Genomic DNA, 22,617 nt, shown 5'->3' with positions numbered 1-22,617 from the left:
GGAAGAGCGGCAGCGACCGCCACGAGGGGTGTCCCATAAGCCATGAAATGGCTACTTAGGACACCCCTCGTTTTTGGAGTCGGATAGATGGTTGTGCTTATAAGGACGCTCCGCGAACGGATCGTTGCTATAATCGCTGCCCAGTCCAAATTTTATTTATTCGCTTTGAAGTACAAAAGGCTATCTCATTCGTCAAAAAGTTCTGCTTTTGAGACAGCCCCTTTTTTAAAATTTATTGAAGGAATACATTGTTGTTCTTCATATACAATTGAAAGTGGCTTTTTTGCTTTATCCCTACTGAAATATTCATGGATATCAGAGGCGAAAAACATCATTATAGCAATGAGAGCAGTTATCTGCCACTTCCCTTCCGTGTTACTAGATATTGATATTAATAGTTGAAAAGTTACACCACCAAACACAAAAATTCTATTTTTTTCTCAAAATAAAGAGCTACTGGAAGATAAGCAAGATACAAATAAGGAAACCATAGTATGGATAAGCAACCAATTCCATGGAGTATTGATTTTAGTCGTTTATTCAAAGTGCAAGCTCCTTCATCAAGCTTTTTTTATCTATAATGAGTGTTGAGTTTACAAACGAAGATTGATTATATGAGTTTTTATAGATCTCAATGGGATCATCCAGAGCAATATCCTACGGAGAAAGAAAGCCTCTTCGACATGGATGAAAGTGAGCATGTTAACCCTAGGATGAACCAAACACCGTTCCTCCAGTGACAAAATATACCACACCATCTTCTAAAAGTGTACAATATTCTCGGGTCTCTAACTATATAAATACACGGAGGGATTTCATTGCTGAAAACGTTACCTTTGAACAAACGCGGCATTCCGGCCAGCAGAATTGCACTGGGCTGTATGGGGCTTGGTGGAGGCTGGGATCGCGAACCCATCACGCTGGAGAACATTAAGCAGGGGCATGAGGCCGTAGATGCCGCGCTCTCCATTGGCATCAATATGTTCGACCACGCTGATATTTACACCCGGGGGAAAGCAAAGAAGGTATTCGGCCAGATCTTTAAAGAGCGTCCAGGGCTGCGGGAAGAAATCATCCTTCAATCCAAATGTGGAATTAAGTTGATGGAGCCGGGGGACGTTTCCAATGTATTCGATTTCTCGGGCGAACACATTCTTAACAGTGTAGATGGAATTCTATCCCGGTTAGGAACGGAGTACATTGATATCTTGCTGCTGCATCGCCCCGATCCATTAATGGACCCGGAAGAAATAGGCGCTGCACTGCGTCAGCTAAAGGCCGCCGGCAAAGTCCGTCATTTCGGAGTCTCCAATATGAGCGCCGCCCAAATCAAGCTGCTTCAGGCATCCTGTGACGACCCCTTTATTGTTAACCAACTGGACATGAGCCTCGCGAAAATTGCCTGGCTGGATGCAGTTGTAAGTGTAAACCGTGGGCCGTGGAAGGATAACACATTTCCTGAAGGGACGCTTGAGCACTGCCGTCTGGAAAACATCCAAGTTCAGGCATGGGGCCCCCTCGCACAGGGTATATTCAGCGGTCGTCCGCTGGATGATCAGCCGGAGAATATCGTGAACACCGCCGCTATGGTGAAGTCTCTTGCTGAAGAGAAGAGCACTACACCTGAAGCCATCGTTTTGTCTTGGCTAATGACTCATCCGGCAGCTATCCAGCCAGTCATCGGAACAGTCAATCCCCAGCGTATTGCTGCTTGCGGAGATGCAGACAAGCTGGAGTTGTCCCGAAAAGAGTGGTATGACCTTTATGTCAGCTCAAGAGGTGTCCGACTTCCCTAATTATTCCAATAGATTAGACTTTGTTCATTGATTTGATTTTTGTTATAATAGTATTAAATATCGTTAAGGGGCGTTGTCACATGCCAGAGAATTTGGGTCAACGCATCCATCAGCTACGTCTGGAGAAAGATCTCTCCCTATCCGAACTTGCGGATAGAGCCCATGTTGCCAAATCTTACCTAAGCAATGTCGAAAGAAACATTCAATCCAATCCCTCTATCATGTTCATTGAAAAGATCGCCGATGCGCTTCAGGTTTCTATGCATATTCTACTCTATGGTGAGCTTTCCGAGACTGAAGAGGCCCTTCTGGATTCCGATTGGTTCGGCCTTGTACAGGATGCTATGGCTTCAGGCGTTAGCAAACAGGAATTCAAGGAGTTTCTGGATTATCAGAAATGGCGTCTTGACCAAAAAACAGATTAATTTAAAAGCACCAAGAAGAAACGGCTTTGCCGTCCTGAACGGGAGCCTATGCTTCCGAAGCAGCGATACTCCGTATCGCTTTCAGGTATCCGTTTCTCGTAGAAATATAAGCAAAGTATACTCAAAACTTATACTTTCTTATATTTGCAAAAAGCACAGCGGAGGTCGCTGTGCTTTTTCGTATGTAGCCGTCTCATCGGATAGACACTTTTACATTACCTGTAAAGATCTCTCATTGAAGAATTGCCGAACTTCTTCGGCTTTAATTCCTGCCTTTTTAGCTTTAAGGAGCAAATAGACCCATTCTAAATCCAGATCTACCTCACGTAGCTCTCCGTTATCTACCTGGTTGGACATATCCAAAAAAATCTCCTCCTAAGATTCTGAGTCCCCAGGCAGTCCAGCCATCATAGTAGTTTTTCTACCTTAGACCTGAGACTTTGTGTCCCTACCTTTCAGCAGGTTTACCCTTTACTGGACCCTTTAATATTAAAGGGTCGGTCTGCAATTCGATGATTCGGCTCTCTGCAATAATATTATACAAGGTAATGGAGAAAAAGTGTGTCGATTCATGTAATTTTTATTGGTGAGAATAGAGAGACATATAGCTGATTTTGGCAATACTTGTACCAATAAGAACGTTTACAAGAGTGACTGCTATAAAATAAAGTATGCAGAAAACTAGTGCTTTAGTGCGTAATTAATAAATACCCAATTTTTAAATGTTGAAACGGGTTTTCTAAAGAAAAACACAGGACGCTAAGATCATTTTCATAGTCCTTTGGTTTGATAGCATTTTAATCATTCGTCATATGAATAAGGTGTGAACCTATACCGTTTTGCGAACGGATTGGACAAAAGTATGAATTGATTACAGCGGACGAAAGTAGCACAATAGTATAAGGCAATACCTTTAAATTTGGTTATGATTACTATAGAATGAAAACGCAACCATCGCAGCTCCGAAAGCGCCTATTATTTGCGCTTAAATTGGAGTTCATCCGTTAGGAGGATGTATTCATGGCAGCCAAAGAGCCCTACAACGAATCCCTTTGGAGTAAATATTACGGACCCAATCTGGGTTATATCCAAGAGAAATATGAGCAATTTGTCAAAGATCCGGCTTCTGTAGAAAATAATTACCGGGACCTTTTTACGATTTCCGGCCCCCCTCCATTAACTGCAGAAGCTGAGCAGGACCCACAGCCAGTAGTTTCCGGGAATACGGAATGGCTTAAAAAGGCCGTAAGAGCTTCTAAACTGATTGCCAACATTCGAATTCACGGCCATCTGGGAGCTAATATCGACCCGCTTGAGCGGAAACCAAACACAATGGCTAAATGGCTTAACCCTGAAACCTATGAGTTAACCCGCGACGATCTGGTTGCATTACCTGCTACTCTGATTTGGGAGAATGCTCCGGCGGATGTACTCACCGGATGGGATGCCTATCACCGGATGCTTCAAATATATACACAGACTATTGCTTATGAATTCGGGCATGTGAATGCTGAACAGGAGCTCCGTTGGCTGAACAGCCAAGCGGAATCACCAAGCTCCCCCTCCCCTCTGAATAGTGCGGAACGCAAAGAACTGCTTAAACGACTCATTCAGGTAGAGCAGTTCGAAACCTTTTTGCATAAGACATTTGTGGGCCAAAAACGATTCAGTATTGAAGGAAACGATGCCCTTGTACCCATGCTGGATGAAATCGTACGCGCCGCCGCACATGATGGTGCGGAGCATATTCTAATGGGCATGGCCCACCGCGGGCGGTTGAACGTGCTTGCTCATATTTTGGGAAAACCCTATGATATCATCTTCTCGGAATTCCATCATTCTCCGAACAAAGAGCTGTTCCCCTCCGAGGGGTCGATGGGCATTAACTATGGCTGGACAGGAGATGTGAAGTACCACTTGGGCGCAGATCGCGCAGTCCGTGAAGGCGAAACGGTGCGGACCCGTCTGACTCTGGCGAATAACCCCAGTCATTTGGAATTCGTAAATCCCGTTGTGGAGGGCTTTACCCGTGCCGCTCAGGAAGATCGCAGCACACCGGGAATGCCAATCCTCGATACCAATAAAGCTATGGCGGTTCTGATGCATGGAGATGCCGCTTTTCCAGGAGAAGGTATCGTCGCTGAAACCTTGAATATCGGCAAACTGAACGGTTATCAGAATGGCGGTACGATTCATATCATCGTTAATAACCGTATCGGATTTACAACAGAAAGCGAAGACTCCAGGTCTACCCATTATGCAAGCGATTTGGCTAAAGGGTATGAAATTCCAATTGTACATGTGAACGCCGATGACCCGGAAGCCTGTGTGGCTGCCGTTCGTCTGGCCAGCTCTTACCGTAATTTGTTCAAGAAGGACATTGTTATCGACCTTATTGGGTATCGCCGCCACGGACACAATGAAATGGATGATCCGGAAACAACCCAGCCTATCGTATATGGCAAGGTTCGAAACCATCCGACCGTCTACAACATTTACGCTGAACGTCTGATCCAGGACAAAGTCACTACTCTTGATGAAGTGAAAAAAGTATATGCCGGGGCCGAGAGCCTTCTGCAGGAAGCTTATGATAGTATGAAGGAAGGCAAACATAAAAAAGGTGAGAGCAAAACGGCCGTCCCTCTACCGATTGGCGATTCTGATTCACGTTCAACAGCTGTTCCTCTGAACAATCTGCGTGAGATTAACCGCCAGCTGTTGACCGTTCCCGATGGTTTTCAGGTCTACCCGAAGCTGCAGCGAATTCTGCAGCGACGCAAGGATTCATTGAACGAAGGTGAAAAGGTAGATTGGGCACTGGCTGAAAGCTTGGCTTTTGCCACTATCCTGCACGATGGAACACCCATTCGTCTAAGCGGGCAGGATTCACAACGGGGCACCTTTGCCCATCGCCATCTTGTTCTGCATGACAGCGAGTCTGGAAAGCTGTTCTCCCCACTGCATCAGCTGACGGATTCCAAGGCATCTTTTGCGGTCTACAACAGCCCGCTCTCCGAAGCCTCTGTGCTTGGATATGAATACGGATATAACGTATTTGCACCCGAGACCTTGGTGCTCTGGGAAGCGCAATATGGGGATTTCGCCAATGCTGCCCAAGTCATTTTCGACCAGTTCATTGCCGCCGGTCGCGCAAAGTGGACGCAACGCAGCAATCTGGTTGTCCTTCTCCCGCACGGCTACGAAGGACAGGGTCCTGAGCATTCCAGCGGCAGGCTGGAACGCTACTTGCAATTATCGGCAGAGGAGAATTGGACCGTTGCCAATCTAACTACCGCAGCGCAATATTTCCACCTCCTGCGTCGTCAGGCTGCCTTATGCGGTCAGGGTGATGCCCGTCCGCTGGTAATCATGACTCCTAAGAGCCTCATCCGTAATCCGCGCAGCACCTCAAGCGGTACGGAGCTGGCTTCAGGACATTTCTTGCCAGTACTGCCGGAATCGTCGCTGGGTCAGAATCCGGGTAAAGTGAAGCGGCTGGTTGTATGCAGCGGGAAAGTCGGGGTTGATTTGCAGACAGAGCTGGAGTCAGGTCGGGATCAGGATTGGTCTTGGCTGCATATCCTCCGTCTGGAGCAGCTTTATCCTTTCCCAAAAAGCGAACTAACAGCTTATCTTGAAACGTTCACCTCACTTGAGGAGATTGTATGGGTACAAGAGGAACCGAAGAATATGGGCGGTTGGAGCTATGCTGAACCCCGGTTAAGAGCCATTGCTCCAGTTAATACGGGCGTTCAATACATCGGCCGTCCGGAACGTTCCAGCCCGGCAAGCGGATATGCAGATGTTCATGCCTATGAGCAACGAAGAATTGTCTCAGAAACCCTGAAGTTAAACACGCAAGTACAAGCGGCTGTGCCGTCCACCTAAATGGACGGCATCACAATAGCGAAAACTATGATATTTGGGGAGGTAGCGGCCTGTGTCTGAAATTAAAGTACCCGATTTGGGTGAATCCATTTCCGAAGGAACGATCTACAAATGGCTAGTCAAAGAGGGTGACACTGTCGGACAGGGAGATGTACTCGCAGAGCTTGAGACCGATAAGGTCAACCTTGAGATTAGTGCAGAGGAAGACGGCGTCATCACCTCCATTCTGCGTCAAGCCGGCGAGAATGTAGCCGTTGGTGAAGCTATCGGCATCATCGGCAGCGGTGCCGGAAGTCAGCCGCAGGTTACTGCTGCGGCGGCAGTTGAGGGCGCGGCTTCTGGCAGCGCCCCGGCTGAGCCAGCGGCGAGCGTTAGCGCCGCTGCACCTGAAGCTGCGCCCGAAGGGCCTGCGGCAGCGGGCGAAAGCACCGCTGCCCTGGCCTCGCCGGGCGCACGGAAGCTCGCACGGGAGCGCGGCATCGACCTCGGCGAGGTGAGCGCCCGTGATCCTATCGGCCGGATTGGGCAGGCCGATGTGAAGGAGCATGGTGCAGCAGCGCCTGCGGCCGCTGCACCGGCGGTGTCTGCTCCGGCGCCGCAAGGCAAGCCGGAGGCGGCGAAGCCGGCTCCCGGCAAAGCGCAGCAGCCGGAGGACGGCAAGTCCGTCGAGCGTAAGCGCATGTCGCGCAGACGGTTGACGATTGCCAGCCGTCTGGTGGAAGCACAGCAGACGGCTGCCATGCTGACCACCTTCAACGAGGTGGATATGACAGCCATCCTCGATATCCGCAAGCGCCGCAAGGATGCCTTCAAAGAGAAGCATGAAGTCGGACTCGGGTTCATGTCCTTCTTCACCAAAGCAGTCATCGGCGCACTTAAAGCATACCCTATGCTGAATGCGGAGATTGACGGCGAAGATCTGGTACTGAAGAAATTCTATGATATCGGCATTGCTGTGGCTGCCAAGGAAGGACTTGTAGTTCCGGTCGTCCGTGATGCAGACCGACTCAGCTTCCCGCAAATCGAGCGGCAGATCGGTGAGCTTGCCTCCAAGGCAAGGAGCAATACACTCAGTCTTTCCGAGCTTCAGGGCGGCACATTTACAATTACGAACGGCGGTGTATTCGGATCTCTTCTGTCCACACCAATTCTTAATACTCCGCAGGTCGGCATTCTGGGAATGCATAAGATCCAGCTCCGCCCGATCGCATTGGATGAAGAGAGAATGGCCAACCGTCCTATGATGTATATCGCGTTGTCTTATGATCACCGGATCGTTGACGGCTCGGAAGCCGTAAGCTTCCTCGTCAAAATCAAGGAACTGTTGGAAGATCCAGAATCCCTGTTGCTTGAAGGCTAATCGCCAATATAATCTAATATAATATAGAACGCCCCGCCTTACTCTCTCGAGTAAAACGGGGCGTTTTCATTTTTGATTATCGTAGAGTGAAAACATAGATTTTGTAGTAGAGATGCTCTTTAGATGCTCTTTAGATGCTCTTAAGTTACTCTTAGGCAGTTTAAATGTACTTTAATTGCACTTTCTACACCTATTTGGAGCATTTAGCCAACTTTGCATCGGATAAGTGTACTTAGTACAACTATAAATCGAAAAAACACCTATTCTCACCAAAAACCAGATAAATAACTGCATAAAGTGCAGCTAAACAACTGACGCGCGGTAAATATTCGTTAATAGTTGCACTTTCTACACTTAAAAGAGGAGCACAGCAAAACAGGCACCGGGAACGCCCCAAAATGCCTGTTAGCTATGCCCTTGTACTGTTACAACTACTCTTCCCTGCCTGTTTACCATGCCCTAGTACTATTACAATTGTTGTCCGTTACTTTGTGTTACAATTACTCTCCCTTGCTTTGTATCACAATTGCTCTCCGTTACTTTGTATAACATCCCTGTACCAGTAAAAGCTGTCCTTCGGAATGCGCTGCAGCTCCTTGCGGTCGGTCTCGTCACGGTCTACATAAACGAACCCGTAGCGCTTTTGGTAGCCGTTGAGCCAGCTAAGCACATCTGTAAAGGACCAGGGACAATAACCTAACAGATCGACACCGTCAGTGATGGCTTGCTGGCACTGCTCCAGATGTGAGCGAAGGTAGGCTATACGATATCCATCATGTATGGTATGGTCCGCTTCCAGCTTATCGAATTCACCGAGGCCATTCTCCGTAATCATCACCGGCAGACCATATCTGCTCATCATACGGCGCAGTCCGATCCGCAATCCCGTTGGGTCAAACGCCCAGTCCCAGTTAGTGGTCTCCAAGTTTGGATTAGGCGTTGTTTTATACAAGCCGGGGATGCCGGTATCGGCATTACTTCCTTTTTGGCCAGTTGTATTCATCTCTCCCGTTTCCACACCATCCACAGGATTAAACTCATAGGTCAGCGACTGGTAGTAATTCACTCCGAGAAAGTCCGGCGTCCCTGCAGCCAGTAGCTCATCATCGCCGTCTTCAAAGATCGGTGCCCAGCCCTTCTCCTTCAGATAGGTTAAAGCCCCTGTCGGATATTGGCCCCAACAGTACATATCAAGCCACCAGTTATTGGTTAACTCCTCTGCATTTTCAAAAGCCAGTATATCCTTAGGGCTGCTCGAAGCCGGATACGCCGGGGAATACGCGAAGCTTGGGCCGATCTGTCCATCCGGGACATATTGACGGAACGAAGAGATGGCCTTCGCATTCGCCAAAAAAGCGATATGGTTCGCATCATAAAATCTTCTGCGATCCTGTACACCGGGTGGATGCATGCCGGTAATAAATGCGTGGTTCGAATTATAATTCTGTTCATTAAGCGATACCCAATATTTCACCTTTCCCCCAAACCGCTTATATAGAGTGATACAATAATTGTCGAAGTCCTTAATGATCTTTCGCGATTCCCAGGCCCCATATTCATCCATCAGCGCCTGCGGAGCATCCCAGTGATACAGAGTAAGAATAGGCTCAATGCCGAACTCAAGCAGTTCATCGATCAGCCTCTCATAAAATTGCAAACCGGCTTCATTTACTTCTCCTCTGCCCTGCGGAAAAATACGCGGCCAGCTTACCGAGAATCGATAAGCTTTCAGTCCCATTTGAGCCATCAACGCTACGTCCTCTTTATATCGGTGATAATGATCGACTGCAACTTCACCGCTCGAGCCCTTGAAGGTTTTGCCCGGAATCTTAGTAAAAACATCCCAGACCGAGGGTCCCTTTCCATCCTCGTTCCACGCGCCCTCAATTTGATAGGCAGCTGAAGCAGCTCCCCACAGAAAATGTGCGGGAAATGGTTTTAATTGTTCATGCAGCATGCTTTTCCACTCCTTGTAGGACATCTGAGTTGGCGTGTCTTATTTAAGTATTCTTCCCAAATATCTGTAGTTATACTTTAAACATACTTTGTGGAGGTGGCCCTTTGAATATAACAAGTGAGGAAGACTTAAAACAGCTCATTAAAGAAGACCCATGGATGATGGAGGTTTTAGAAACAGCTATGTTGTTAGAGCTCCCTGATTGGTGGGTTTGTGCGGGCTTTGTACGGTCGAAGGTATGGGATATATTGCACGATTTCGAAGAAAGAACACCTTTGCCGGATGTAGATGTCATCTATTTCGACAAACACAATGTTCATGAAGAGGAGGAGAAGCGATTGGAACAGAAGTTACGAAGCCTTAATCCTACGATTCCCTGGTCCGTTAAGAATCAAGCCAGAATGCATGTCATTAATCACCTTGCACCTTACACATCATCGGTAGATGCAATATCCAAGTTTCCTGAGACCGCCACAGCATTAGGAGTTTCATTAAACGTAGAGAAGGGACTAATCTTGACCGCTCCGCATGGGATTGAGGATGTTGTGAATATGGTGCTAAGACCGACCCCTCATTTTATAGAAAATAAAAACTTGACCCCTATCTATGAGGAGCGGCTGCTCAAGAAGGACTGGAAAGCGATTTGGTCACGACTGCTGGTCTATTCTGCCGGGTAAACAGATGGGCCTTTTATAAAAAAAATCCAGCGAAAGTCCGCTGGATCAGCCTATCTATTATCTCAATGGAGAACCTAAGCTTATACCGCCAAATCGATGCCAACCACGCCGACGACTTCCCCTTGGTGGTTCCGAATGGCCTTGGATAAAGTTATGCACGAGCGCTTAGTTATCGCCGAAACGTAAGGATTGGAGACATATGCCCCTTCGCTCATTGCGCCGTTCCACCAATCCCGTCTCTTCGCATTTAACAAACCTGCCGTTGGTTCGGAAAAGATAAAGGTCCCATCCGTCCGGTTCGACCAGATAGCCTGGACATCCGGCACTTTTTTAATACAAGCACCCAGAACACCGCTATGACTTACCGGGTCCGGTACATACAGCTCCTCTTTGGCGGAAATATTCTGCAGCAAAATCTGCATCTCTTGCAGCCTTCCAGCATATTGGCTCAGCTCGATTTCTTCTTTACCCGCAATGACAGCAACGGACTCCCTCAAAGCTTGAGATTCCGTCAGCAGATTAGCACTAACCTCATTAAGTTGTCCTATTTGGGTACGCTGGCGGGTCACCTGCTCCAGGGTAAGATCCACATTAGCGATGGTCTCGCTAACTATGACCACCGCACCGCGGAGCTCAGTAGTGGTATCACCAATTAACTGGCTTTGGCGGGAAGCAGCAGCTACAGTGTCAACCACCACAACTCCAACCTCATCTACCCGGGCCGCAATGTCATCCAGACGCAGTCTCACCGCGCCCACTTCATTCACTCCGCGTTCCACAGCTGCTTGCTCTACGGCTACCGAGTTCAGTACCTGCTCAACGCCGCTGTTGATATCCAGCAAAAGACCAGAGGATCGGTCTACCGAAGCCTTGCTCTGATCAGCCAGCTGCCGGATACGGCCCGCCACTACCGAGAAGCCCCTTCCCTGTTCTCCAGCCCGCGCCGCTTCTATAGAGGCATTCAAAGCGAGCAGGGAAGTTTCGTTCACAATACCTATAATAAGGGCGTTTATTTCTTCCAACATGTTCAAATGTTGGCTTAAAGTTGCGAACTTACTCCGCATATCCCCGCCTTGTTCCTTTAACTCCATCATAACCGCATCTGTATTTTTTAGTGACTCGACCATTTCCGAAACTCCCTGGCGGGTATCCTTCATATTGGCCCCAAGCTTGTCCGTCAGATCCTGAATATGGGATGTAGCAGCAGCGACTCCACCCATGGTCTCAAAAGCTCCCTCTATGTTTGCTTTTGCCTCGTAACTGCGGGTTCGCAGACCGGTCTCATATTCATGAGAATAATCTGCAGTTTGCTGGAGCTCCTCAGTATGTCGACTAATCTCCTCCAAAGCTCCATGTAGCCGGTCTGAAGTAACTACAATTTCATTGCCAAGCAGTTCCACTTTGCCATACGTATCCTGGAGCAGCTGCTCTTTACTCATCTTGGAGTTGTGCAAGGCCAAGGACCTCCAACCCAATGTCGTAATTAACAACACGAACACCAGCTTGTGTACCCAAAACATGTCGATCAACCAGCTGTACAGGCCAACAAGAAGTACCAGAACGATAAACAGACTCAAATTCCTGCGGTTACGCATCATCAACTGTCCACTCCACTCCATCATGTTATGTATTCTGACATTATAACAGTTGGAGTTCTTAAAGGAAATACTTTCTAAATATATAAACGGCCGTTAGTCTTACATCCCTGCCCGCTCCATCATTCCACGGGCTATCCATACTCCGGCTGCTCCCGCTTGGGCTAAACCGCGGGTTATCCCGGCTCCATCTCCTCCGCAATACAGTCCGGAAATTTCTGTCTCCAACTTGTCCGTAAGTTTTGGCCGTGCCGAATAGAATTTCGCCTCTACCCCGTAGAACAAGGTATGTTCCGATGCGATACCCGGAGTGACCTTCTCCAATGCCTCCACCATTTCAATTAAACTCTTCATGGTATTGTATGGAAGCACAAGCCCGAGATCCCCGGGAACAGCTTCCTTGAGTGTCGGCTCCAGAAAACCTTCGCTGATCCGAGTTTCTGTAGAACGCCGTCCCCGCAGGATATCGCCGTATTTCTGAACGATTACGCCCCCGCTGGATAAATCATTTGCCCTTTTGCAAATTTCCCGGGCGTACTCATTGGGCTTATCGAAGGGCTCTGTAAACTTATGCGATACCAGCAGGGCAAAGTTAGTATTTCTCGAGCCGCGTAGCGGATCTTTATAAGAGTGTCCATTCGCTGCCATTACTCCGCTGTGATTCTCTACTACGACATGACCGGAAGGATTACTGCAGAAGGTGCGGACACGGGTGCCCACAGAGGTGTTAAAGATGAACTTCCCCTCGTAAAGATGTTCATTAATCTCCCGCATCACCACATCCGAGGTTTCCACACGTACACCTACATCCACCTGGTTGTTATACATTTTGAGACGGCGTTTCTTCAAGATCTCAGTCAACCAAGCTGACCCGTCACGGCCCGGAGCAATCATGACTTGAGCGGCTTCGTGGGTTTCCCCACTTTTTAGAGTGATCCCTGTAATGCGGTGTGTTCCATTATCTTTCACGGTTGCTATGTCCTGAACCTCTGTCTTGAAAATCATATCAATGCGCGTTTTCAAATATTCATAAATGGATTTAAGAATCTCCAGGTTTTGTTCTGTTCCAAGATGCCGCACCTGTGCCCGCAGCAGCTTAAGTCCTGCGGCATAACCCCGCTGCTCAATATTACGTATGCTCTCCGTAGTAGGATCGGTGATATTCGGGGTAGCTCCATGCTCCAGATTGACATCATCGACATATTGTATCAGTTCCAGCACCTTCGAAGGAGGTAAATAATCCGTCATCCAGCCGCCGAACTCGGTTGTAATATTGAACTTTCCATCACTATAGGCACCTGCTCCTCCAAAACCAGCCGTTATAGAGCAGGCAGGAAGGCAACCTGCAAATTCCTTACGGCCGGACGCAGGCGGACACAGCTTGATTTTTTCTTCAAGAATCGGACAGGTTCGATGATAAATGTCATGCCCCTTGTCCACCAACAACACCTTCCAATGCGGCGCCTTCCGCGTAAGCTCATAACAGGCAAAGATTCCAGCCGGGCCTGCACCCACAACAATTACATCATATTTACTCATCTGTTCCTCCTACAATGGATAGAGATTTGATTAGTCTAGTAGTTAACACAACAAAAAACCTGAATACTTCATAGGTATGCAAAAGCACCCTATTCGTAGCCAGGAATTTACGGTCCCCTGTAGAAACCCCCAAACCTTATCTTTGAGGATATACGAACAGCTTATCAATATTTTGTGATCCATAAGGAAGCTTACTTAATATAAACGAATGTGTCAAGTTTAAATTTACATAACGTACGTGTTTATCCTATATATAAATTAAAAACTAACTTTCAATATTGCTATCCGCATCTAAACACGAACATTATCTGCATTGCACCTTTTGGGAGGAAACTGCAGATAATTGTCGAATATATAACTATATTGACACTCGAAATGAGGAACACCCTATGTATATTCCAACGCAAACTCCTCGGGCTACCTACTGGAACCGTGTGCTTCTAAATGTGTTCTGGATCGTTCTGGCTTTAGATCTGTTAAGTCAACTATTCATCTTTAGATCGATGTGGGGTTATCGCCCTCGGGTTACGGCAGGAGAATATTTTTTGACATACATATTAACCCCTGATTTACTCATAGCGGCTCTCCTTCTTATACTGGAAGGGATTTATAAATGGAAGCCACAATTCTCAGAGGCCTCAATCACGGTAGGAAGCCATTTGTATGCTATTTTAATTATCATGTTTATTAGCCCAGGAATAGATGTTAAGCCTTTAATCATGCTTTTACCGCTTCTTGTGTCCATGATCTATCTGAACAGCACCTATTTAATAGCTTCTACGATCACCTGTTTGTTATATACGATTCTTTTATTCAGTACCACTCCAACTTACGATTATACGCTGCGCGTTGAGAATATAATCATTGCTTTGATCTTTGCCGGTGCTTCAATTACTGGCTTTGGAGTCATTCACCGAGGACGTGATCTCCTGCATTCCCTGGAGAATTCCATGAAATCGGAGCAGGATTTACGAATCCAGAATATCATCATGGACCGCTTGTCCAAAATCGATCCACTTACAGATCTCTACAATCATAAAACCTTTCATGAATACCTCGGCTGGCTGATTGATCATCAACAGAACAATCCCTTTCCGATGCAGCTGGCGGTTCTCGACCTGGACAATTTCAAGAAAGTTAACGATATGTATGGACACTGGGTAGGAGATATTGTCCTTAAGCAAGTAGCAGCGATTATATTGAAGAATATCGGAGCTGACGATTTTGCCGCACGGTATGGCGGAGAAGAATTTGTCATTATACTAACTGCTAAGTCGTTAGACGTCTCCTATGAGATTATCGAAAAAATACGTGTAGAGCTTGCCGAAATGCCGATCACAGAGATGGAAGGTAAATCGGTGACCATTAGTATAGGAGTGCATGATTTTGTAGGCGCAGACTCCAAGAGCTATGTTTTTCAAAAAGCCGATGATGCCCTGTACCAAGCTAAAAAAACTGGCAAAAACAAAATTGTGGTGTTATAAAAACGAGCCCTCAGAATTTTCTGACGGCTCGTTTTGTATTTTACTCTCGACTTAAACCGAAAACTGCATATCCCATTTCTTCTTCGGATCGAACCATTCGGCTATACTGTGCTCGGGAATAGGCTTGCTGATTAGATATCCTTGGACCTTGTCACAGCCCGATTGTTTCAGGAAGGCCATTTGACCATTATCCTCAACACCCTCCGCCACAACCTTTAATCCTATTTTATGTCCAAGCTCAACTATGGTCTGAACAAAAGATTGACTGTATGTGTTATCCGACAGTGAATCAATAAACGTCTTATCCATTTTGAGAGTAGTAATCGGTAACTGCTGCAAATAACTGAGGGATGAATAACCTGTACCGAAATCATCAAGAGCAATCCGTATACCGCGGGACTTTAGAAATTCCAGCTTATTGACTATATTTCCGAAAGACTCCATGAAAATGGATTCCGTGATCTCAAGCTCCAAGCATTCCGGTTTCAGACCGCTCTCCGTCAGAATATTCAATACCATATCCGTAAAATCATCCTGCAGCATCTGTATAACTGAGATATTCACCGAAATATTGTATGGTGTGCCCACCCGATTATGGACCTCCTTCATAAAGAAGCAAGACCTCCTAAGCACCCACTCCCCGATAGGGATGATCAGCCTGGAATCCTCTGCAATTTTGACAAAGGATAATGGCGAGACAAACCCCAGCGCCGGACTATTCCAACGAATTAAAGCCTCTACACCGGAGATTCTTCCGGAGTGGATTTCTACCTGCGGCTGATAATGCAGCTCAAATTCATCATTAGCTACCGCACTGCGTAAATGCTTTTCGATATTCATCCGTTCATTGAAAGAGGCATGCATCGATCTGTCATATACAATATATCTGCTCTTGCCTGCCTCCTTCGCCCGGTACAATGCTACATCGGCGTTCTTTAATATTTCTTCAGTAGTTGTACCGTCTTCCGGATAAAAGGAAATCCCCATACTGACCGTGACGTATAAATTGCTTTCCCCAATTAGAAAAGGATGTTTGAACTCTTCCAGAATACTATCTGCCAATTTCAATACCTCTTCGTGATCTTGTTTATCTTTTAGAAAAATAACAAATTCATCTCCGCCAAGTCTGGAAAGAATTTCATCCTCCCGGATGACGGATTGCAGTCTCTCACTTGCCTGGCGAATAAGAATATCCCCGAATTTATGTCCCAGCGTATCATTAATGTATTTGAAATTATCTGTATCTACGAATATCAGCGCTGCATGGCCCCCGGAATGACGGAAGTAGTTCTCCATACCCTCCAGCAGACTTGCTCGATTAGGCAAATTACTTAAGGAATCGAAATAAGCCATATGGAACATCTTCTCTTGATTCTCCAGCAGAAGGTCATATTGTCCTACAAGCTCTTGCTGTGTTGCCGTAAGCTGTTCATAAGTAGCCTCTAGCTCTTGATAGCTGTTGTTCAGCTTCAACTCTACTTGCTTACGGTTGCTTATATCAATCAGTGAGCCTAGGAAATAGGCAACTTTATTATTGGAATCAAAAATTGCCTTTCCCCTAACCTCAAACCATACATACTTATCATTTTTGTTACGCATCCGGTATTCGGTTTCGTATATAGGGGTCGCCCCCTTTAAATGTTCCTCTCTGGCTTTGCGGGACCCCTCTTGGTCAACCGGATGAATGATGCTAGAAACACCCTCGTACGTATTAATCTCATCATTGTTATAGCCCATTGCCTCATACCATCGCTCGGACATCGTATATATCCCCGTATCTAAATCGAGCTCCCACATATAAGCGCCTGATCCTTCTGACGCAAGCCTGAATCTGCGCTCATTCACTTGAAGTTTTCCAATCTGATCCTTCAATTCCTCTTCAGTTGCGGCCAGCTCTTCATATGTGGCTTCAAGCTCTTCATAACTCATTTGCAGCTTAATTTCATTGTGCTTTCTCTCATCGATATCCATGCCCACCAGGACAAATACATCTGAAGCCTGTTTATCCAATCCCTGAAGGATAGATGTCCGAAATACAAAGTGAGGTCCCGAGGAATTCCCATTCTTAATCTGCATCTCTAAGTTATTCACACAATCCTTCAGTACTGCTCTCTGGAGGAGTTCTGTGAGATCTGTGACCTGACTGCCTTCCAGACCGTCAATGTCATCTATACTTTCCCCCAAGATATCCTGCTCCCGCAGTCCGGTCATTTTTTCGGCATACTTATTAAATCGAATGACCTTCTTATCAGCATTAACCGCCCATACAAAAATTCCAGTATGCTCAATAACGTCCTCGAAAAACTGCTGTTCGGCATGAATGGCCCTGCGTAAATAGTTAATATACATTTTGATGAAAACCATACTGAATACCAGCAGGCAAAAGCCAATGGCTGCCCCGGAAATAATTTTGTTATGCATCTTATCTATGTAATAATCGGAGTGTGTGAAGAAATACTGATTGTACATTTCCTCGAATGCGCCGGACTGCTGGACCTTATCCAATCGGTCATTAATATAAGAGACCAACTCCGGAGAAGACTTACTAATACCATAGGCTACATCCATCGGGTAAAGGTTATCCATTTTATGTATAACTTTATTCGTTAAACCTTGCTCTATAATCAGATAATCTACAACCCCTTGATTCTCAAACAGCAGGTCGATCTCCCCATTTTGGAGGGCCGTCAGAGCCTCAGGAACCGATGAATATGTTTTATAATCGGAAACTCCTACTTTATTTCTCAGAATCTCCTCCGAGTACTGATCACTGCCCACCCCTATTATATAATTGTCTAAAGTGTGGGTTTTGACATTTTCTTTGAAATTTTGCTTTGAGTATACAGAGATATAGCTTTTCAAAACCGGTTTCGAAAATAAAATACTTTGTTTTCTTTCATTTGTTACTACCATCAGACCCGTTGTATCAATTTCTCCCTTTTTTAAGCGCTCGTTCACTTCACTCCACTGCCCGGAACTGTAATTAATTAAATAATCCTGCTTACTAAAAAGCATACTGGTCAAATCAATGTCGAAGCCAGTCAAATACCCATTCTGAGTATATTTATATGGAGGATAATTTAATTCCGCCTGATATTCAATCTCCTCTCTGTCGGCATGTGCAGTAACAGGAAGGGCTGCTGTAATCAGAAAAATGAACAGGAGTGTAACTTTACACCACTTCATCGCAATTCTCCTTTATGATATTCCGCAAATTCAGTCAGTTAGGGTTTTTTTACACTTGGGTATTCGACAAAATATGGGAGTCTTCCTGCTGCTTTTAGCTGCTATTTCATACAAAATGTGCAAATATACCATCTATCCTGTGAATATATAAAATTGCAACAAATAAGTCATAAACCCCTTCAAATTTAGGTTGCTTTTTAGGTAGAAAGTGTGGATAATAGCAGTAACGATTGATAATGATTATCATTATTGAAATGAAATCATAGAATTGAATCTATTTGAGATAAAAAGGAGACTGAACACCCATGAATGCAACGACTACCCGCACCACATTGAAAGTTGACGATTATTTGGATCTGCTCAATCTTGCTGTTAAAGTTGGAGATCTGAAATGGCAAAGGGAGATCAAATCCAGGCTTCAATATATCCTCTGCATGCAACCGAAATAAACCTATAAATACAGCCGCGTCCTCACTTTTAGGGGCGCGGCTTTTTTGTTATCTTCGCGGAGACTGATAAGGTTTAATAAATAGAATGAACTTAAGTATAATAATTGGAATACAATCTCTTCAGATTGGGGTGTGTCGGCTTGAAAAAAGTTGTGTTGTTCATTTGGATGCTTAGTCTATTGTGGGTACCCGGTGTTTATGCCGCAGATGTTCCCGTCCAGCAAGGCCTGGTAACAGATAAAGCCGGGTTGCTGAGTTCCGGGGAAGCCTCCGCAATCACCGACGCTGCTCCCGGAAGCCGCTATACGTTCCATATCGTTACCTTAGAATCTCTGAACGGTGCCAATTCAGCTAACTACGCAACGAATGTGTACGACTCATGGGGGCTCTCGTCACGCGATATACTGCTGCTCATCTCCGCTGAAGAACATCAGGTGGAACTTAATTTTCAGAATTCGGGGCTGCGTTCCTCGCTGAACTCCTGGTCACAACAACAGGGGGGCCCTTCCGGAAGTGCAGCCATCACTAAATGGGTTGACACTTATTTCATTCCTTATGCGGAGGACGGCGACTTCACAGGGGGTATCTTCTCTCTAATGGAGGCTACACATTCACTGGGTCAGTCTCAGGGGACTGCAACCGGAACAGGGAACGCAGTGAATGATAAATCTACAGTGTCAATGCCCGGAATCCTTCTGATCTTAATGGGGGCTGCCTTAGTTGTTGGATTATTATATGTTGTGATTACAGGAATCCGGAGGCGCAGAGCACATGATGAGCAGAAAGAACTGCTTGGCGATCTGCTAGTGCAGGCTAATCGGGCGATTGAATCACTGAAGCCGTTCCAAGGTATTGTTCAGGGTAAAACCGCTGAAAGGGTTGAAGCCATCTCAGAGCGCCTTACGAATGAGCTGATTCAAATTTCTGCATTAAGAAATGAAGACAGCGACGCAGCGCCGGCATTTTATCGTCTTGCTGCTCTCAAAACGGCGGCGGATAAGCTCAGTGAGGCCAATGTTTCCTTTCGGTCAGCTATCCTGGAGGAGGAATAGCAAATTGCTGTTATCACTGAAGCAGATAAAAATGTAAAAGAGCGCATTACTGAACTGAAAAAAGATGCTCCCGAATTAGATCAGTTGCTCCAGAGCGCCGTTCAGGAGACGGGCTACGAGCTTCAAGAGATTGCAGAAAAACTCAAGGAGTTGGCTGATGAGACAACCAAGGCTGATCAGTTGGAGCTGTTTGATCCGATTGCCGCGCAGGAGATTACGGAGGATGCGTTGGACAAACAGGAGCAAATCGAAAAGAATTTGAAGGATGTCGATACCTACGATGACAAAGTAGATAACTACCCGGAAACACTAGCCACCATACGCTCCAAAATTGCTGGAATCATAGAACAAAACTCCCTCCAGAATATGAAGGTAAGGCCTTATGACTACTTGGAGAAAGCCAGTGTAGAAGCCGCTAATCTGGAGGTGCCTCTTAGCAAAGGGGATATGGACGAAGTACGCAAAATCGGGGCTCGGCTGGATATGCTACTGCAGGATGCCGTTTCTATGACGGAACGCCAAGCCCTCATAAGGGAGGAAAATCAGCGTGATTTAGAAACCGTCCGTTCGAAATGGAGCCAGCTGAATCAGCGGAGTGAAGGTCTTCAAGCCCGGATCATAGAGTCCAGAGCACGCTTTATAGAAGAGCATTTAGCCGCTGCTAAGAATGATCTGGAGGCTTGGAGCACCCGGATTCGGGAGGGTGCTGATGAGGTTCCCCAAATCGAAAGCTGGACCAGTGATGAACGCGGGGAATATGACAAAGCCCGGAGCGCTCTTGATCGGCTGCTGTCCCTTCAGGAAGAGGCAATTCGGCAGTTTAATGAGATCTCGGGGAGTCTGGATTCTCTGAATGAAAGGCTGGATAAGGTCATTATGCTCTTCTCCGAAGGGCAGGAACGTGTTGATTCAGCTGAGCGGCTGCTTCAGAGTAGAGGGCTTATCTTAAGAAGTCATTTCAATCTCTCCTCGCTCCCGGAATTCACTGAATTACAGCACAAACTTTCAGCTGAACCTTATCATTTGGATGATCTGGAGGGCTTGGCCTATTCCTATCAATCACAGATTGAGACCTTTGTAAATGAAGCAACTCGGCTGGTTCGCCAAAAGGAAGAGGAAGAACGGCAGGCTCAGCTGGCCCGAATGCGGGAATTACAGAGAAGGGAACAGACCAGAAAGCGAATGTCCTCGGGTCCACCTTCCTCCGGTGGTTTCGGCGGTGGACGTTCCTCCGGGGGCTCCTCTTGGGGCGGTGGAGGAAGATCAGGGGGTAATTCATCCGGGGGTTCCAAGTGGTAGATAACTACAAATCCTCATAGAGAGCATCAGTGTGTGAAGACCTTTGGCGAACAGAACATCTTGTTTTTAAGAAGCCAGTCCCCCAATTAGGGGACTGGCTTCTTTTTGTTTTGGATCCGTAGCGACCTACGGCTGTGTGTAATTCAATACATCTGGAGACAGCAGCTACTAATGCAACGGTCCGTTCACGGAGCGTCCCCCAGGACAGCAATCTAATTAAGTTGGGAGATAAATGGTTACGATGGTACCGACCCCTACTTCACTCGTTATCTCTACATGCCCCCTGTGTGCAGACACGATTTTTTTAACAATCATCATTCCAAGTCCATTTCCGTTTGTTCGGGTCGTGTGGAAGGCCATCCCTATGTTTTGCAGAACTTCATGGCTCATCCCTTCTCCATTGTCCGAGAATTTTATCGTCTGAAAGCCGTCACCGATATTTAATTCTATGCTAATCATTCCGCCAAAAGGTAAAGCCTCCACTGAATTTCTTAATAGATTAAGAAATACCTGCTTAATCTGATTTCGGTCACACTCAATTTCAGAATCATCCTTGACTTGCGTATTAAGCGTAATCATATTCATATTCGCCTGAAATGCAAAGATGCTTAGAACTTCCTGCAGAATAGTGCTGCATCGCTCCTTCTTGAATTGTACAGCCTGAGGTTTGCCCAGGATTAAAAACTCACTGACAATTAAATTCACTCTTTCAACTTCAGACATAATAAGGTTGTAATGCAGAAGCTGTGAATTTTTATTAGACAGCTGGAGCATGCCTTTGATCGTTGTAAGGGGGTTTCTGATCTCATGGGCAATACTCATGGCCAACTCACCTGCAAAAACTAGCTTCTCCGTATTTCGAAGAACTTCCTCTGTCTTCTTCATCTCCGTAATGTTGCGTAAACTAACGATCGCGCGGCTCAAAGATCCCTTAGCATCATATACACGTACCGCGTCTATTATATAATGTTGCGCAGAGCCCTTCCGCTCCAAGGTGAGCTCCACTCCGTTACATTCCTCCTGCTGTAGTACTACGCGCCGAAAGTAATCTCCCAAATCATTTATATCGAATGCGCTGGTCCCCAGTATACGAACAAACCGATCAGATTCAATGTGTAGCATCTCTGCAGCATTGTCATTAATATTAACAATAGTTCCCAGTTCATCTGTAATAATTACACCTAAATAATTGGTCTCCAACAAGATTTGGTTCAGCAATTGAAACTGTGCATTTCCTTTACGCAGCAAAAGCTCTCGTTCGATTGAGTCTGCCATCGTACAGAGAAGTGGCAGCAGGTGAGGATGAGCTGCATCAATATCCGTCATAAACGAGATTGTACCCAACAACTCCTGCTCATCCTCTTTATAAAAGGGAGCTGTACAGCAAACTAATCCATGCAGTATATGATGAAAATGATCCTGTCCTACCAATTGAAAGGGTTTCTGATAACGAAGACATAAGTTTATGGAATTTATACCCACCTTTTCGGTAAACCGAACCCCCTCTTGTATCCCCACCAACCTAATAGTGTCAATAATTGTAGGGTCTCCTTTAAATGCCAGCAGATAACCCTCTGCGTCTGAAATAGCAATTAATATGGGACTGCCGCTTACAGAGGATAGAAATTTATTTACGAATGAATCGATAACCTCAATAACTTCCTTGTATTTAATTAATTGCGCTTCGAGTTCCTCTGCTGAGAAACGTTCTGCAAAAAAAGGAGGCTGTTCAGGGTCTATTCCTGCATGGAAGCAATTCTGTCTGTAGGCTTCAATATCAACCTCATCCGTCAGTACTGTTGCTCTCTCCAAATACATAACCCCACTTTTTTGGAATATTTAATTTTTAATACTTATTATGTATTCTACCTTTCATGTCCTAATCCTCCCCAGCTGCTAAATCAAAAAAA

At 46.0% G+C, this 22,617-nt stretch carries 15 protein-coding genes and 2 riboswitches; of the genes, 9 read left to right on the top strand and 6 right to left on the bottom strand.

The annotated features are described in order from the left end of the window. Window positions 1-818: 818 nt before the first annotated feature. Both J2T20_RS24050 and J2T20_RS24045 read left to right on the top strand, forming a co-directional pair. The gene (locus tag J2T20_RS24050; RefSeq protein ID WP_307592281.1) at window positions 819-1,796 is read left to right on the top strand and encodes an aldo/keto reductase; all 978 of its coding nucleotides are present in this window, start codon (window positions 819-821) and stop codon (window positions 1,794-1,796) included. A gap of 80 nt (window positions 1,797-1,876) precedes the next feature. Next, window positions 1,877-2,221, top strand: a complete 345-nt coding sequence (locus tag J2T20_RS24045; protein WP_307592279.1) for a helix-turn-helix domain-containing protein — start codon at window positions 1,877-1,879, stop codon at window positions 2,219-2,221. Between the two features lie 210 nt (window positions 2,222-2,431). Here J2T20_RS24045 and J2T20_RS24040 read toward each other — a convergent pair whose 3' ends face one another. Next, window positions 2,432-2,578 carry an anti-repressor SinI family protein gene (locus J2T20_RS24040; protein ID WP_307592291.1) on the bottom strand — a complete coding sequence of 49 codons (147 nt, stop codon included), beginning with the start codon at window positions 2,576-2,578 and terminating at the stop codon, window positions 2,432-2,434. A 34-nt stretch (window positions 2,579-2,612) separates the two neighbouring features. Next, a riboswitch (cyclic di-GMP riboswitch) is annotated at window positions 2,613-2,700 on the bottom strand. Window positions 2,701-3,241: 541 nt separating this feature from the next. Between J2T20_RS24040 and J2T20_RS24035 the strand changes: the two genes are divergently transcribed. Both J2T20_RS24035 and odhB read left to right on the top strand, forming a co-directional pair. Then, on the top strand, window positions 3,242-6,109 hold the full coding sequence (locus tag J2T20_RS24035; RefSeq protein WP_307592277.1) for a 2-oxoglutarate dehydrogenase E1 component: 2,868 nt from the start codon (window positions 3,242-3,244) through the stop codon (window positions 6,107-6,109). Window positions 6,110-6,161: 52 nt separating this feature from the next. Continuing rightward, a complete protein-coding gene (odhB, locus tag J2T20_RS24030; protein WP_307592276.1) occupies window positions 6,162-7,469 on the top strand; it encodes a 2-oxoglutarate dehydrogenase complex dihydrolipoyllysine-residue succinyltransferase in 1,308 nt (435 codons plus the stop codon). Between the two features lie 520 nt (window positions 7,470-7,989). Here odhB and J2T20_RS24025 read toward each other — a convergent pair. After that, window positions 7,990-9,426, bottom strand: coding sequence for a glycoside hydrolase family 1 protein (locus tag J2T20_RS24025; protein ID WP_307592274.1), 1,437 nt, complete (start codon window positions 9,424-9,426; stop codon window positions 7,990-7,992). 104 nt (window positions 9,427-9,530) lie between these two features. On the opposite strand from J2T20_RS24025, the gene J2T20_RS24020 reads away from it, so the two are divergent. Beyond that, window positions 9,531-10,103 (top strand): nucleotidyltransferase family protein, encoded by a 573-nt coding sequence (locus J2T20_RS24020; protein ID WP_307592272.1) that lies wholly within the window; start codon window positions 9,531-9,533, stop codon window positions 10,101-10,103. A gap of 80 nt (window positions 10,104-10,183) precedes the next feature. Here the strand turns inward: J2T20_RS24020 and J2T20_RS24015 are convergent, their stop codons facing one another. Together J2T20_RS24015 and J2T20_RS24010 are read right to left on the bottom strand one after the other, a co-directional pair. Then, window positions 10,184-11,725: a methyl-accepting chemotaxis protein gene (locus J2T20_RS24015; RefSeq protein WP_307592270.1), complete on the bottom strand. Its 1,542-nt coding sequence runs from the start codon at window positions 11,723-11,725 to the stop codon at window positions 10,184-10,186. A gap of 75 nt (window positions 11,726-11,800) precedes the next feature. Then, on the bottom strand, window positions 11,801-13,237 hold the full coding sequence (locus J2T20_RS24010; RefSeq protein WP_307592268.1) for an NAD(P)/FAD-dependent oxidoreductase: 1,437 nt from the start codon (window positions 13,235-13,237) through the stop codon (window positions 11,801-11,803). Window positions 13,238-13,313: 76 nt separating this feature from the next. Continuing rightward, a riboswitch (purine riboswitch) is annotated at window positions 13,314-13,413 on the bottom strand. Between the two features lie 213 nt (window positions 13,414-13,626). On the opposite strand from J2T20_RS24010, the gene J2T20_RS24005 reads away from it, so the two are divergent. Beyond that, entirely contained in the window at window positions 13,627-14,721 is a 1,095-nt protein-coding gene (locus J2T20_RS24005) for a GGDEF domain-containing protein (protein WP_307592266.1), read from the top strand. A gap of 51 nt (window positions 14,722-14,772) precedes the next feature. Here the strand turns inward: J2T20_RS24005 and J2T20_RS24000 are convergent, their stop codons facing one another. Next, window positions 14,773-17,907, bottom strand: a complete 3,135-nt coding sequence (locus J2T20_RS24000; protein ID WP_307592264.1) for an EAL domain-containing protein — start codon at window positions 17,905-17,907, stop codon at window positions 14,773-14,775. Between the two features lie 305 nt (window positions 17,908-18,212). Here J2T20_RS24000 and J2T20_RS23995 point away from each other — a divergent pair, with 305 nt between their 5' ends. The 3 genes from J2T20_RS23995 (at window position 18,213) to J2T20_RS23985 (ending at window position 20,707) form a co-directional block, all read left to right on the top strand. Continuing rightward, window positions 18,213-18,356 carry a hypothetical protein gene (locus J2T20_RS23995; protein WP_169744099.1) on the top strand — a complete coding sequence of 48 codons (144 nt, stop codon included), beginning with the start codon at window positions 18,213-18,215 and terminating at the stop codon, window positions 18,354-18,356. A 140-nt stretch (window positions 18,357-18,496) separates the two neighbouring features. Further along, entirely contained in the window at window positions 18,497-19,408 is a 912-nt protein-coding gene (locus J2T20_RS23990; RefSeq protein ID WP_307592263.1) for a TPM domain-containing protein, read from the top strand. Window positions 19,409-19,492: 84 nt separating this feature from the next. Next, a complete protein-coding gene (locus J2T20_RS23985; protein WP_307592261.1) occupies window positions 19,493-20,707 on the top strand; it encodes a hypothetical protein in 1,215 nt (404 codons plus the stop codon). 216 nt (window positions 20,708-20,923) lie between these two features. Here the strand turns inward: J2T20_RS23985 and J2T20_RS23980 are convergent, their stop codons facing one another. After that, window positions 20,924-22,519 carry an ATP-binding protein gene (locus J2T20_RS23980; protein WP_307592259.1) on the bottom strand — a complete coding sequence of 532 codons (1,596 nt, stop codon included), beginning with the start codon at window positions 22,517-22,519 and terminating at the stop codon, window positions 20,924-20,926. Window positions 22,520-22,617: the final 98 nt, after the last annotated feature.

Source organism: Paenibacillus wynnii (assembly GCF_030812855.1).
Taxonomy (GTDB): domain Bacteria; phylum Bacillota; class Bacilli; order Paenibacillales; family Paenibacillaceae; genus Paenibacillus_AQ; species Paenibacillus_AQ wynnii_A.
This window is presented reverse-complemented; position numbering and strand designations above follow the sequence as displayed.

Bases quoted from the DNA above. Each gene is read 5' to 3' on its own strand.
- J2T20_RS24045 (WP_307592279.1), top strand. From the start codon at position 1,877: ATGCCAGAGAATTTGGGTCAACGCATCCATCAGCTACGTCTGGAGAAA.
- J2T20_RS24040 (WP_307592291.1), bottom strand. From the start codon at position 2,578: ATGTCCAACCAGGTAGATAACGGAGAGCTACGTGAGGTAGATCTGGAT.
- J2T20_RS24035 (WP_307592277.1), top strand. From the start codon at position 3,242: ATGGCAGCCAAAGAGCCCTACAACGAATCCCTTTGGAGTAAATATTAC.
- J2T20_RS24025 (WP_307592274.1), bottom strand. From the start codon at position 9,426: ATGCTGCATGAACAATTAAAACCATTTCCCGCACATTTTCTGTGGGGA.
- J2T20_RS24015 (WP_307592270.1), bottom strand. From the start codon at position 11,725: ATGATGGAGTGGAGTGGACAGTTGATGATGCGTAACCGCAGGAATTTG.
- J2T20_RS24010 (WP_307592268.1), bottom strand. From the start codon at position 13,237: ATGAGTAAATATGATGTAATTGTTGTGGGTGCAGGCCCGGCTGGAATC.
- J2T20_RS24005 (WP_307592266.1), top strand. From the start codon at position 13,627: ATGTATATTCCAACGCAAACTCCTCGGGCTACCTACTGGAACCGTGTG.
- J2T20_RS24000 (WP_307592264.1), bottom strand. From the start codon at position 17,907: ATGAAGTGGTGTAAAGTTACACTCCTGTTCATTTTTCTGATTACAGCA.
- J2T20_RS23995 (WP_169744099.1), top strand. From the start codon at position 18,213: ATGAATGCAACGACTACCCGCACCACATTGAAAGTTGACGATTATTTG.